This window comes from Ruegeria sp. CE9 (genome assembly GCF_056537425.1).
In genome coordinates, this window is record NZ_JBQFRO010000004.1 from 110,323 (window position 1) to 122,698 (window position 12,376).

The 12,376-nt window shown below is 57.0% G+C and carries 12 protein-coding genes and 1 tRNA gene; 3 read left to right on the plus strand and 10 right to left on the minus strand.

What is annotated here, in order from left to right; translation table 11 throughout:
- Positions 1 to 34 precede the first annotated feature (34 nt).
- The 5 genes from ACR0B3_RS09865 to ACR0B3_RS09885 form a co-directional block, all read right to left on the minus strand.
- The gene (locus ACR0B3_RS09865) at positions 35 to 601 is read right to left on the minus strand and encodes a sarcosine oxidase subunit gamma (protein WP_480808907.1); all 567 of its coding nucleotides are present in this window, start codon (positions 599 to 601) and stop codon (positions 35 to 37) included.
- Positions 594 to 3,608: a sarcosine oxidase subunit alpha family protein gene (locus ACR0B3_RS09870; RefSeq protein WP_480808908.1), complete on the minus strand. Its 3,015-nt coding sequence runs from the start codon at positions 3,606 to 3,608 to the stop codon at positions 594 to 596. Before ACR0B3_RS09870 ends, ACR0B3_RS09865 begins: the two co-directional genes overlap by 8 nt.
- A gap of 67 nt (positions 3,609 to 3,675) precedes the next feature.
- Positions 3,676 to 4,005, minus strand: coding sequence for a sarcosine oxidase subunit delta (locus tag ACR0B3_RS09875; protein WP_170723994.1), 330 nt, complete (start codon positions 4,003 to 4,005; stop codon positions 3,676 to 3,678).
- Positions 4,006 to 4,024: 19 nt separating this feature from the next.
- Positions 4,025 to 4,822: an FkbM family methyltransferase gene (locus tag ACR0B3_RS09880; protein ID WP_480808909.1), complete on the minus strand. Its 798-nt coding sequence runs from the start codon at positions 4,820 to 4,822 to the stop codon at positions 4,025 to 4,027.
- A 106-nt stretch (positions 4,823 to 4,928) separates the two neighbouring features.
- Entirely contained in the window at positions 4,929 to 6,173 is a 1,245-nt protein-coding gene (locus ACR0B3_RS09885) for a sarcosine oxidase subunit beta family protein (protein WP_480808910.1), read from the minus strand.
- Between the two features lie 176 nt (positions 6,174 to 6,349).
- Here ACR0B3_RS09885 and ccmI point away from each other — a divergent pair, with 176 nt between their 5' ends.
- Genes ccmI through ACR0B3_RS09900 form a run of 3 tightly spaced genes read left to right on the plus strand, consistent with a single transcriptional unit; the run spans position 6,350 to position 8,282 of the window.
- A complete protein-coding gene (gene ccmI / locus ACR0B3_RS09890; protein WP_480808911.1) occupies positions 6,350 to 7,570 on the plus strand; it encodes a c-type cytochrome biogenesis protein CcmI in 1,221 nt (406 codons plus the stop codon).
- Entirely contained in the window at positions 7,567 to 8,031 is a 465-nt protein-coding gene (gene ruvX / locus ACR0B3_RS09895; protein ID WP_480808912.1) for a Holliday junction resolvase RuvX, read from the plus strand. The genes ccmI and ruvX overlap by 4 nt, the downstream gene beginning before the upstream one ends.
- Before the next feature lie 17 nt (positions 8,032 to 8,048).
- Complete coding sequence (locus ACR0B3_RS09900) at positions 8,049 to 8,282, plus strand: DUF1289 domain-containing protein (RefSeq protein ID WP_170723991.1); 234 nt, start codon at positions 8,049 to 8,051, stop codon at positions 8,280 to 8,282.
- Between the two features lie 492 nt (positions 8,283 to 8,774).
- Here the strand turns inward: ACR0B3_RS09900 and ACR0B3_RS09905 are convergent, their stop codons facing one another.
- The 5 genes from ACR0B3_RS09905 to ACR0B3_RS09925 all read right to left on the minus strand — a co-directional run bounded on the left by ACR0B3_RS09905 (position 8,775) and on the right by ACR0B3_RS09925 (position 12,360).
- A complete protein-coding gene (locus ACR0B3_RS09905; RefSeq protein ID WP_480808913.1) occupies positions 8,775 to 9,503 on the minus strand; it encodes a SpoIIAA family protein in 729 nt (242 codons plus the stop codon).
- A 36-nt stretch (positions 9,504 to 9,539) separates the two neighbouring features.
- Complete coding sequence (locus ACR0B3_RS09910) at positions 9,540 to 10,325, minus strand: hypothetical protein (RefSeq protein ID WP_480808914.1); 786 nt, start codon at positions 10,323 to 10,325, stop codon at positions 9,540 to 9,542.
- Entirely contained in the window at positions 10,319 to 11,143 is an 825-nt protein-coding gene (locus ACR0B3_RS09915) for a sulfite exporter TauE/SafE family protein (protein WP_480808915.1), read from the minus strand. The genes ACR0B3_RS09910 and ACR0B3_RS09915 overlap by 7 nt, the downstream gene beginning before the upstream one ends.
- A 29-nt stretch (positions 11,144 to 11,172) precedes the next feature.
- A complete protein-coding gene (dusA, locus tag ACR0B3_RS09920; protein ID WP_480808916.1) occupies positions 11,173 to 12,192 on the minus strand; it encodes a tRNA dihydrouridine(20/20a) synthase DusA in 1,020 nt (339 codons plus the stop codon).
- 91 nt (positions 12,193 to 12,283) lie between these two features.
- A tRNA-His gene (locus ACR0B3_RS09925) sits at positions 12,284 to 12,360 on the minus strand.
- Positions 12,361 to 12,376 lie beyond the last annotated feature (16 nt).

Here is a 12,376-nt window from a genome sequence, read left to right on the forward strand (position 1 = left end):
AAAAGGCCCCGGTCGAACCGGGGCTTTTTTCGTCTCAGTAAACCCCGACCTCACTGCCGAGTTGCGCCGCAACCTTAAGCAGTTTGAACACATAATCCGCAGCCGAGCGGAAGCAGACGATGCGGAAGCTCTCAGCGTCTTCCATCCAGAAGGCACCAGCCACCTGCGCCAGGCGTGAGCGGCGGATGTGCCCTGGTTGAAACGCTTCGGGAGACAGGTCGACCGGTGTCAGCTTGCCCAGGACTTCGCGTGCACTGCGCCCCGAAACCCGAAATACCACGCGCGCATCCGAAACATTCACGGCCAACGCGTGTATACCGCTAAGCGCATTGGTCATTGCCGCCAGCTTAGCCTCGACTTCGGCGTAGGGCACCAGCACCAGCAACTCATCAGTGGACATCCAGCAGACGCCAGTTTCTCCGTCGACAAAAGCTTCGCGTTGGCCCGGCACTTTCTGCCCTGTGGCGTCTTTCACGGCCTTGGCCAGCACTTTGTCCGACAGATCCCCGCGCAGTGTGATCATTCCCTGCAGGCCGCATTCTTCGATCTTTGCAATGCCGTCATAGGAGGCGTGGTTCAGTGCGCTGATGGGTTCAGACATTCTGCTTCTCCCCGTCCTTGTCGTAGAAGATCGGGTCCACGATCTTGGCTTTGTAAGTTTTTCCGTCCGTCCCCGGGAATTCGACAACTTCGCCCATGCGATCCGGCCCGTGCTTGATCAAGCCCATGGCGATGCCTTTGCCCAGATTGGCCGAGTAATAAGTCGAGGTTACGCGCCCGATCATGTTACGCTGGCCATTGGCATTCACGCCCTCGCCTACTGCATAGGCACCATCTGGCAGCACCGATCCATCCACAGTCTCAAGACCAACCAGTTTCCAGCGCTCCGGATCGGCCATATGGGTCCGTGAATGGGCGCGTTTACCAAGGTAGTCCTCTTTCTTTTTTGACAGCGCCCAGTGCAGCCCAAGATCCTGCGGGATCACAGTGCCATCGGTCTCGTCGCCGATCATGATAAAGCCCTTCTCGGCCCGCAGGATGTGCAGACATTCGGTGCCATAGGACATCACTCCGAACTCCTGCCCTGCCTCGATCAGGGCGTCCCAGAACGCCTGACCCTGCGAGGCCGGTACGGCAATTTCGTAGGACAGTTCGCCAGAGAACGAGATGCGGTAGGCGCGTGCATCGAAATCACCGATCTTGCCATCGCGCCACTCCATGAAGGGCAGCGCCTCTTTCGACAGGTCCATGCCGCCCAACTTCTCAAGCACCTTGCGGGCATTCGGGCCCACAACGGCAACCTGCGCATATTGCTCGGTCACGTTCGCAACGTAGACTTTCCAATCCCACCACTCGGTCTGCAGCCATTCTTCCATGTGGCCATGAATACGCTCGGCCCCACCGGTCGTAGTGTGGCACAGCCATGTGTCGTCATCGATGCGGGCGACAACGCCGTCGTCGATCAGAAAGCCATTTTCGGAACACATCAGGCCATAGCGGCATTTGCCGACCTTCAGAGTGGACATCATGTTGGTGTACATCATGTCCAGAAACTTGCCTGCGTCCGGCCCTTTGACGATGAGCTTGCCCAGCGTTGATGCATCCAACAGCCCGAGGTTTTCGCGGGTGTTTTTCACCTCTCGGTTCACCGCGTCATGCACAGATTCACCGGGTCGGACATAAGCATAGGTCCGGCGCCAGTGGCCGACCGGCTCCCAATCGGCACCGTTCTTGTCGTGCCAGTTATGCATCGGCGTTTGACGGATGGGCTGGAACACCTCACCACGCGCTTCACCACCAATCGAAGCCATCGAGATGGGAGTATAAGGCGGGCGGAAGGTGGTGGTACCGACCTTCGGGATCTCTGAATCCAATGCATCAGCAAGAATCGCCAGGCCGTTGATATTACTCAACTTACCCTGATCCGTGGCCATACCCAGCGTGGTGTAACGCTTGGTATGCTCGACACTTTCATAGCCCTCGCGCGCAGCCAGTTGCACGTCCGAGACTTTGACGTCGTTCTGGAAATCCAGCCACGATTTCATGCGCAGGCTAATCTCGGCATTTGAGGGCATCAACCAAACGGGCGCCATCGGTGCCTCTGCCATGGTCTCTCCAGCCGGAGCCTTCGTCCGCTTGGCGGTGCACCCGGCCGCCTTCGCTGCCGCCTTACCCGCTGCATCTGCGTCGGTCAGAACCTCGCCTAATGCTAGCGGACCGTTGGACGACCCTGCCGCCAGCACGAACCCTTTGCCATCAGCACCTAGAGGAGGCCGTGATGGATCGGGGCGGAAATGCGCGTTCGCTTCGTCCCAGATCAGCTTGCCGCCGCAATGCGACCACATGTGTACGACCGGAGACCAGCCACCTGACATGGCAACCGCATCGCATTCGACTTCTTCCCGAGCACCGCCAATTCCCTCTTGGTTGCAGATCGCAACCTTCTTGACGCGCTTGCCGCCTTTGACTTTGGCGATCGCCTTGCCCGGATCAACGCGGATACCCAGCTGGCGCGCCTCTTCGGCTAGGGGGCCCGCAGTGTCGCGTGCATCAACAACCCGCAATACATCGACGCCAGCCTGTTTCAGAATGATCGCAGTGCGGTAGGCATCGTCATTATTTGTGGCGACAATCACACGCTCACCCGGGGTGACACCCCAGTTGACGACATAGTCGCGCATGGCCGAGGCCAGCATGACGCCCGGCACATCATTGCCCGCAAATGACAGCGGGCGCTCGATGGCCCCTGTCGCGGTCACAACCTGTTTTGCGCGGATCCGCCACAGGCGATGACGCGGGCCTTGGGTGCCGGGCTTGTGGTCTGTCAGACGCTCATATCCCAGCACATATCCGTGGTCATAGACCCCCGCGCCCATGCAGCGGCTGCGCATGGTGACGTTATCCATTGTTTCGAGTTCGGAAACTAATTGTTCCACGAACTTATCCACAGGCTCACCACCCACGGTTCCACCATCGACCGGAGCGCGCCCACCCCAATGTGCGGTCTGTTCGATCAGCATCACCTTGGCACCGGACTGCGCCGCTACCTTGGCGGCCTGCAGACCCGCTACTCCGCCACCGATCACCAGTACATCGGTGAAGGCGTAAAAGTGTTCATAGGTATCCGCATCGCGGCTGTCCTTGTCGGGCGCTTTGCCCAGACCCGCCGACTGACGGATGAAGGGCTCGTACACATGTTTCCAGAACGGCTTGGGATGGATGAACATCTTGTAGTAGAAACCCGCTGGCAAAAAGCGGGAAAGATGCGTGTTGATCGCGCCTACGTCGAACTCGAGGTTCGGCCAGTGGTTCTGCGATACCGATGTCAGACCATTGAACAGCTCAGTCGTTGTGGCACGCTGGTTCGGCTCGAACCGGTTGCCCTCACCCAGACCGACCAGTGCGTTCGGCTCTTCCGCACCGCTGGCAACCATGCCGCGAGGACGGTGATACTTGAACGACCGGCCAACCATCATCTGGTCATTGGCCAATAGGGCTGACGCGAGTGTATCGCCCTCGTAGCCCTGCATCGAGGTGCCATTGAAGGTAAAGGTTACCTGTTTCGACCGGTCGATAAGGCGACCATGTTTTGCGAGGCGGGTGCTCATGATGCGGACCTTTCGCAGGTGGAAGCGTCGATGCCTCCGGCGGGAGTATTTTCAAAAAGATGAAGCATCAGGAGAAATCTCTCCATGCCCATCCCGGACGTTTTGCGGTGATGGCGTCCTTGATCTCTTGAGGCGGTTCGGTGACCTGGGCGGAATAAGTTCCAAAGACCTCAAGTGTATTCGTACAACGCGCGGCATGGAACCACTTGCCGCACCCATTGGCATGGCGCCAACGCTCGAAATGTACGCCTTTGGGGTTTTCGCGCATGAACAGATAGTCGTGGAATTCATCATCTGACGAGCCCGGGCCGTAACGCTTCAGATGCGCCTCGCCACCTGCGGCCAGTTCCGTTTCTTCGGCGTCGACGCCGCAATAGGGGCAATTCAAGATCAGCATTTTCTTACTACACCTATAGTTACTTGGCAGATGTCTGCTGCCGTTGCGCTGTCAGCGGGGCCACGTTCTGAAAATGAAACATGGCTTCGATTGGAACCGAGATACAGTTGGGCCGGATCGCAACGATTTCGCCCGCTACGAAATAAGTGAGCAATCCAGCGTCGTTGAGCCTTGCAGAAATCTCATCCCTGACCGTTCGGTCACTGTAATTGCACTCGATGACTGCAATGTTGACCCCTAAGGCCGCGAAATCAAAACTGTTGAAGACTTCAAGCTCATGCCCTTCAACATCTATCAACAGTAGATCAGCGGTTTCGACACCCTGTGACATCAGGATTTCATCCAGACGACGCACCTCAACCTCTGTTTCATCGATCACAGAATCGGCGAGTTCACCATCGAACTGGACATTGGCGTTTTGAACAGCAGACAACATGCGCTCTTTTTCCAATGATGCGCAACCGCGCAGCCATTCGGGGAACGACGCCTTCATGTCTTCACGCATGTGAAACAGCGTCATAGTACCCGAGGTTGAAGAAACAGCAGAATTCACAAGGGTTATGTTTGGATTATCATCGTGCCGTTTCTTAAGGTTCGAAAAATAGACAGGATGCGGTTCAATCAAAACACCTGTCCAAGAATCCTTTGACCAATAGCGCCAAATGGGATCTTCCATCTGGCCGTCATTAGCCCCAACCTGCACAACCCTGACTTGACGCGATTGTGCATCGAAGAAGGCGATCAAGAAATTCAGCAGCGCCAGCTTGGTTTTGCGTGGACGTCCGGGAATTGCTTGGGGCAAGCTTTCAATGTTCATTTGGCTTCACCGTTGACCGACATCAAGTCCGCCTGCGCAACCCATCGCGTTTCAGTTGCACCAAAACGGGCACAAATCAGATACTTGATGTGTCCAATTCTTTGCATCAGTGCGCCACCCCGGCCGCCACGCTCTCATCGATGAAGCGGCCCTCTTTGAAGCGATCCAACGAGAACGCTTCGGTCAGCGGTGAATGGCCTGTTGCCATCAGCTGCGCCATGCCCCAGCCCGAGCCCGGAATGGCCTTGAAGCCGCCTGTACCCCAGCCCGCGTTGATAAAGCAGCCATTCAGCGGCGTTTTTGACAGGATGGGCGAGCGGTCGCCGGTCATATCCACAATGCCACCCCACTGGCGCAGCATCTTCAGACGCGAGATCATGGGGAAAGTCTCGACCAGGGCGCGAACAGTCTCTTCAATATGATGGAATGAACCGCGCTGGGTGAAGTTGTTGAATCCGTCAGTACCACCGCCGATCACCATCTCGCCCTTATCGGACTGAGACATGTAGCCGTGAACGGTGTTGGCCATCACGACCACATCCATGCAGGGCTTAATCGGTTCTGAGACCAGAGCCTGCAGCGCAACGGCCTCAAGCGGCAGACGGAAGCCCGCCATCTCTGCAAGTTGACCGGAATGACCAGCAACCACGATCCCCAGCTTGTCGCAATCGATGGCACCCCTGGTGGTGTCGACACCTACAACACGGCCGTTCTCGGACCGCACGCCCGTGACTTCGCATTTCTGGATGATGTCCATGCCCATGGCCGAACATGCTCGGGCATAGCCCCAGGCCAGGGCATCATGGCGTGCTGTGCCGCCGCGTTCCTGCCAGAGACCGCCCAGAACCGGATAGCGTGGGCCTTCCAGATTGATGATCGGCACCAGCTCTTTCACGCGCTCGGGCCCGATCCACTCGGTCTGAACACCTTGCAGCGCATTCGCATGTGCCGTGCGCTGATAGCCGCGAATCTCGTGCTGGGTCTGCGCCAGCATGATTACGCCGCGCGGGCTGAACATGATGTTATAATTCAGTTCCTGGCTCAGATCTTCATACAGGCCTCGCGCCTTTTCATAGATCGCGGCTGACGGGTCCTGCAAATAGTTCGACCGGATAATTGTGGTATTCCGGCCAGTGTTACCACCGCCCAACCAGCCTTTTTCGATAACGGCGACATTCTGGATGCCATAGTTCTTACCCAGATAATACGCCGTCGCCAAACCATGACCGCCCGCACCTACAATGATGACGTCATAACGCTTTTTCGGCTCAGGTGATCGCCAGGCGCGTTCCCACCCGGTGTGATGGCGCAGCGCTTCCCGCGCAACAGCAAAGGCTGAGTAGTGTTTCATGATCGAATCCATCCGGCTCGGTAATTGGACGCAGATATGCCGCGCCCTGACATTTTAACCCTGCCACGCAACGTCGCAATAATACACTATTGCGACATGAGCGCCCCTCGCGGCCATTTGTCCCTTTTTTCTATGCTCTGACAGGTCTAAGTCAGGGCAACCATTTTGGAGGGACCATGTCGTTCTGGGTTCTGATCTTCCTGATCGCGCTGCTGATTGCCGTATTTCTGGGTTACACCATGCTGCGTGGTCGTCGCGCCGATGGCCCGACTGCGGCCTATGACCTGCGTGTATATCGCGAACAGCTGGCGGGGGTAGATCGTGATCTTGCGCGCGGGGTGATCGCAAAAGCTGATGCTGAGCGTGTTCGCACCGAAATCTCGCGCCGCATTCTTGCTGCGGATGCTCAGATGCGTGGCGAAGCGGAGAGTACCGGGCCGTCTCGTACTGTTACGATTATCGCTTTCCTTGCGATGGCCGCTGTTCTGGTGGGTGGGGCACTCGCGATGTATCGCCAGCTCGGCGCTGCCGGTTTTCCCGATATGCCCCTGTCGGTACGCTTGGAAATGGCAGAAGATCTTCGTGAAAATCGACCCAGCCAGATCGATGCCGAGGCCATCGCCACTCCGATTCAGGCACCCCCGCTTGAAGAAAGCTATGAGGCACTGCTGAACCGACTGCGAGAGACGGTAGCTGAGCGACCAGATGATCTGCAAGGCCATACATTGCTGGCACAGCATGAGACCAATGCCGGAAATTTTAAAGCAGGCTATGAGGCACAGACGCGCGTGATCGAGTTGTCGGGCGAGAATGCGCCAGCACATGCCTACTCGGATCAGGCCGAGATGATGATCCTTGCAGCCGGTGGCTATGTGTCCCCCGAAGCGGAAGCAGCCTTGATGCAAGCGTTAGAGCGCAATCCACGCTTAGGCCCTGCACGGTATTACTGGGGACAAATGCTGGCACAAACCGGGCGGCCTGACATGGCCTACCGCGTTTGGGTCGAAACCCTGAACGATGCCCCCGCCGGCGCGCCATGGGCAGATGCGATCCGATCTCAGATCGATGAGCTGGCGTTTCGTGCTGGGGTGTTCAATACCCCCGATTTTTCGGCACCCCCCGGCCCCAGTCAAGACGATGTAAATGCAGCGGCCGAGATGACAGCCGAGGAGCGGCAGCAAATGATACGCGGCATGGTCGATGGCCTCTCGGATCGCTTGGCAACCGAAGGCGGAACCCCCGAGGAATGGGCCCGGCTTATTGCGGCATTGGGCGTCTTGGGTGAAGGGCAAAGGGCCATCGCCATCCGGGATGAGGCCAAGGCGGTGTTCGCCGGTAATTCCGAAGCTTTGCAAATGATCGACGCTGCAGCGCTGCAAGCCGGGATTGCGCAATGATCCACGACGTTTTTGAAGACTTCGCCTCGTCCTTGACCCCTATGTCCGCCCTGATGGGGCTGGATCTGGGCGAGAAGACCATCGGTGTTGCCGTCTCGGATCGGATGCGCGGCGTGGCAACCCCGCTCGAAACAGTTCGTCGCAAGAAATTCACATTGGATTCAGCCCGGTTGATCGAGATTGTGGCCGAACGTGAAATCGGCGGCATCGTTCTTGGCCTGCCACGCAACATGGATGGCAGCGAAGGCCCCCGGTGTCAGTCAACTCGCGCATTTGCAAGAAATATGACCCGTTTGTCCGACATTCCCATTGGTTTCTGGGATGAACGGCTGAGCACAGTTGCTGCAGAAAAAGCACTGCTTGAGGCGGATACGACACGAAAACGTCGCGGACAGGTTATTGATCACGTCGCAGCGGGTTATATTTTGCAAGGCGCGCTGGATAGGTTGCGCTTTCTTTGACGGATCGGAAAACGCCCATGACGAATATGGTTTGGAAACGGGACGAGGTCGAAAGCCCTTGCATCCAGATCTGTGTCGTTCATCCCACCGAGCGTATCTGCACCGGTTGTTATCGCACGATTGACGAGATTACCCGTTGGTCCAAAATGGACAGCACCGAGCGGGCTGAGATCATGCAGGACCTTCCAGAACGTAAACCCCGTTTGGCAAAGCGCCGTGGCGGGCGGGCTGCGCGTTTGAACGGAACCTGATTTTCGATCTAAGTTTTCGGTGCCGGTGGTGTTCCGAGATCATTTAGCCGGTCATGGCTGCGGAGTTCTGCACCAAACAGCTCGACCAGCTCAGTTTGGGTCGTTGACCGCTTAACAGTTCTGTTGAGCTCTTCCTCCAACTCGGCTACTTCGGGTCGTTCATGCGTATTTTTGAAAAGTATGCGCTTAAGGACAGTGCGTAGTATCATTTAATTTACAACTTAGAGCAATCGACGCGCCACTGCAGGTCCATTCCGAACCCCGAGGGGGTAGTGAGTCCGGATTCTGTGGTTGAGTGAGTGGTAGCCCACAGCGGCGCGAAACAGTTTGATACCAATCCCTTATGCGGTGGGACGGTGCCAACTTTGTTAAGTTATTTGATCAACCAGTCAATAATGGTGTTGGCGATACTTTGCATTCCGTGGCGTCAACCGAAAAAACAACAATGCATGTCGAAACAAGATATTGTTTACAATATATTACTCAACTCACTTAACCTACCGATAGCCAAGCCTTCGCTTCGTCGAATTCTTCAGCCGGAAAATACTGAGTTCGGGTTCCCAGAACATGGCTGGCCATTCTCTGCGCCATCTTTTGCCAGGACTTGTCGCCGACAATCGCCGCACGATCCAACATTCCAATATGACCTGCTGCCAGTCGAAAATGCGCAGCCATGGCCGTTAGCCCCTGCCAGCCATCAAATTCGCGCAGGTCAATCAGCAAGCGGAACCCATCACGCCCGCGCAACAGTGCGTCAAGATCGGTTTGCGCCTGGCTGTACTCCTCTGAATCCAGTTTGCCCATCAAGCTGATCTGCACGCAAGGACCACCCAAATCTGTCACGTGAATCGACCCAAGTGACTCGCGCATCCAACGTCGCGCCTCTTCCAGCTCATCCATCCCGAAGACATGCACAGGACAAGGAAGAATTGGTGCAGCCAGTCGAATGCTGGTTTGAACCCACCCTTGATCCGCAACCACTCCGATACGGTCAAAGCCGCGCCAGTGACTGAGCCCAAGCTTCGTGTCTGACCACGCTGCGCCAAGATCATATCCTTTGAATTCCGGCGCCACGATCGCCAGCAGGCGTACCGAATCGTGCTCTTTCAACGCAGCCTCAATGGCAGGCACCAGGGTTTCCGCGTAATCCGCGCTCGTGACTTCGCCCGAAAGCTCGACTTCAATCAAACTACCGTCAGAATTTGTAAGGACCGTAATCATCTAACTCATCCTCCAAAGCCAAATAATGGCAGGAGGTTATGGGGATTCGAGCCATTGCGCCACTCCACCGGGAAGCTCGGGTCGGAAATAGGCAATCATCCGTCCATCCGGCCCTCCTTTAGCATCCCCGCCCCAGGGGGCAACACCATGCAAGCAATGGCGATGTAACAGATAGGCCTCACCCGGTCGTGCCGGCAACTCGATGCGAGTGCAGGTCTCAAACACTTGGCGGCGGGCGGCCTGATAGATGTCAGTAATATCAGCGATGGCCAACTGGTCTTTCGGCAAATCCCTTAACGCATCACGGAATGCCTCACCGAGGGTTTTGTGGCTGCCATCCCAAAGTACCATCGGTGCTGCGTCCGCGCTGGCCTCGGTCAGGGGGATTCCCAGTATCCACGCATGCGGTTCATCAATGCGGCGGCGCCGGTTAGGGCCCATCGGCCTTAGCCCGTCCACATGCGCCGCGTCCCGTCGTGCACGATAGCGTGCCGCGCCCTCACTTTCGCCTCGCCGGGGCTTCGGGTAACCTGGATAGATCACCGACACCTGCCCTTTGTGCAAATCGATCGGCCCGTAGTGCCGGTGCGCAAAGTCAATCGCAGCACCCGGCAAAGCTGAGGAGCCTACCACCCTGCCATGCGCATCATTTTCCAGTGCATCGACGCCGATGAACCACGTGCCTTCACAGTCGTGCCATTCAGCATGTTTGGGATCACAAACAGATGCCTTTGCAGCCGGTAGAACCTCTGCCACCCAGTTTGCCAACGCCTGATCGTAGGGAAACTTTACCCAGCCCCGTTCAAAAAAGGCCTCTACCACCCCAGCGCCTTTCTCAGCATGTTCAACGCGACAAGCGTCAGGAATACTGCGAAGACTCGTTTCAGCGGTTTGGGATCCATTGCGTGGGCCAGCTTCACACCCCAAGGTGCTGTGATCATGGTCATCGCAACGACTATACCGAAGGCAACCAGATTGACGGCCCCGAACGTCAGCGGCGGGCGATGTTCCGGGGCGATATTGAGGAATAAGAACCCGATTACTGATGGCACTGCAATGATCACTCCGAACCCAGCAGCAGTGGCCACAGCGCGATGGATGGGTGTGTTGTACAGGCTCATCAATGGAACACCGAAACTACCGCCACCGATGCCCATGAGAACCGACAAGAACCCCACCGAAGGCGACAGAGCTGCGCGACGCAGCCCTTTCGGCATTGCATCCCCCAGCCTCCATTCGGATTTTCCAAGCCCGAGATAGAGCCCAATGACCATGCCAAGCACTCCAAACAGCGCCTGCAACCACTCCGTGCGCAGCGCAGAAGCTACCAGCACACCAAGCACCGCACCGGCCGCGATGCCCGGCCCCCAACTGCGCAGGATGCCCCAATCTACCGCGCCTTTTTTGTTGTGGCTCAGGACGGATCGGATCGAAGTTACGATAATCGTTGCAAGCGAAGTAGCCAGACACAGTTGCATCAGCTGCGGTCCGCCATAGCCAAGCGTTTGGAATGCATAAAAAAACGCTGGCACAAGAACGATACCGCCCCCTACTCCAAGCAACCCTGCCAGAACCCCAGCCAAAGCGCCGATCACAAGCAAAAGGCCCAGCATCTGGGCCAGCAACATCGTCTCGGGCATCATTCCCCCAATACCGGCCCTAAGCCGACTTAGCCAACCTGTTCCACCTGCGACAACGCCGCGACAGAGTCCAGAGCCTGCAGGATCACTTCTGGGCCAGCATTCTCGCGCACGGCACCCTCAGAGAGCATCCGCCGCCACCCACGCGCACCCGGGCGTCCGGCAAACAGACCCAGCATATGCCGTGTGATCTGGTGCAAACGTCCACCATCGACAAGATGCGACTCAGCATAGGGCAACATGTTCTGTACCACTTTGACCGGATCGGCGACCTCGCCGGTTCCAAAGATCGACGCATCAGCGCCAGCCAGAATATCTGTCGGCTGATGATAAGCCGCGCGTCCGATCATGACGCCATCCAATCCGGCCTTCAGATGCTCGTGCGCCTGCTCAAGCGAGGTGATGCCGCCATTGATCGAAATATGCATGTCCGGAAATTCAGCCTTCATCTGGTGTACCAGACCATAGTCCAAAGGCGGAATATCCCTGTTTTCCTTGGGGCTTAGCCCTTGCAACCATGCTTTGCGCGCATGGATCGTGACCCGTTTGCACCCTGCAGCCTGAATCTGTCCGAGAAAAGCGGGCAGCACCTGTGCGGGCTCTTGTTCATCGACCCCGATGCGACATTTAACCGTGACCTCAACATCCACTGCGTCGCGCATCGCGGTCACGCAGTTAGCAACCTTTTCAGGCTCGCGCATCAAGACAGCGCCGAACGTGCCTGACTGCACCCGATCCGACGGGCACCCGCAGTTAAGGTTAATCTCGTCATATCCCGCATCAGCCCCCAGTTTTGCCGCCAGCGCAAGTTCCTGCGGGTCCGAGCCTCCCAATTGCAACGCAACCGGATGCTCTTGCGGATTGTGATCCAGCAAATGCAACGCACCACCGCGCACCAGCGCAGGTGCGGTCACCATCTCGGTATACAGCAGGGTTTCAGAGCTAAGCAGGCGATGCAGATACCGGCAGTGGCGATCCGTCCAATCCATCATGGGCGCCACACTCAAACGTGCGCTTTTCTGGATATCTTTGGGGTTCTTTTCCGGCATATCATGCTCGCGTTATCAGAATACGGGTTTCACCAGAAACCGGATATACTGAAAGACCCGCATCCGGCAAACTGTTCTGTATATCGGGAAATGGTACCGCCTCCCTGGCTTGAACAGGGGACCTCTGGATCCACAATCCAGCGCTCTAACCAACTGAGCTAAGGCGGCACTCGTGAGGGGCGAT

Excerpts from the sequence above, each read along its gene's own strand:
- ACR0B3_RS09865 (WP_480808907.1), bottom strand. The coding sequence starts at position 601 with ATGTCTGAACCCATCAGCGCACTGAACCACGCCTCCTATGACGGCATT.
- ACR0B3_RS09870 (WP_480808908.1), bottom strand. The coding sequence starts at position 3,608 with ATGAGCACCCGCCTCGCAAAACATGGTCGCCTTATCGACCGGTCGAAA.
- ACR0B3_RS09875 (WP_170723994.1), bottom strand. The coding sequence starts at position 4,005 with ATGCTGATCTTGAATTGCCCCTATTGCGGCGTCGACGCCGAAGAAACG.
- ACR0B3_RS09880 (WP_480808909.1), bottom strand. The coding sequence starts at position 4,822 with ATGAACATTGAAAGCTTGCCCCAAGCAATTCCCGGACGTCCACGCAAA.
- ACR0B3_RS09885 (WP_480808910.1), bottom strand. The coding sequence starts at position 6,173 with ATGAAACACTACTCAGCCTTTGCTGTTGCGCGGGAAGCGCTGCGCCAT.
- ccmI (WP_480808911.1), top strand. The coding sequence starts at position 6,350 with ATGTCGTTCTGGGTTCTGATCTTCCTGATCGCGCTGCTGATTGCCGTA.
- ruvX (WP_480808912.1), top strand. The coding sequence starts at position 7,567 with ATGATCCACGACGTTTTTGAAGACTTCGCCTCGTCCTTGACCCCTATG.
- ACR0B3_RS09900 (WP_170723991.1), top strand. The coding sequence starts at position 8,049 with ATGACGAATATGGTTTGGAAACGGGACGAGGTCGAAAGCCCTTGCATC.
- ACR0B3_RS09905 (WP_480808913.1), bottom strand. The coding sequence starts at position 9,503 with ATGATTACGGTCCTTACAAATTCTGACGGTAGTTTGATTGAAGTCGAG.
- ACR0B3_RS09915 (WP_480808915.1), bottom strand. The coding sequence starts at position 11,143 with ATGCCCGAGACGATGTTGCTGGCCCAGATGCTGGGCCTTTTGCTTGTG.
- dusA (WP_480808916.1), bottom strand. The coding sequence starts at position 12,192 with ATGCCGGAAAAGAACCCCAAAGATATCCAGAAAAGCGCACGTTTGAGT.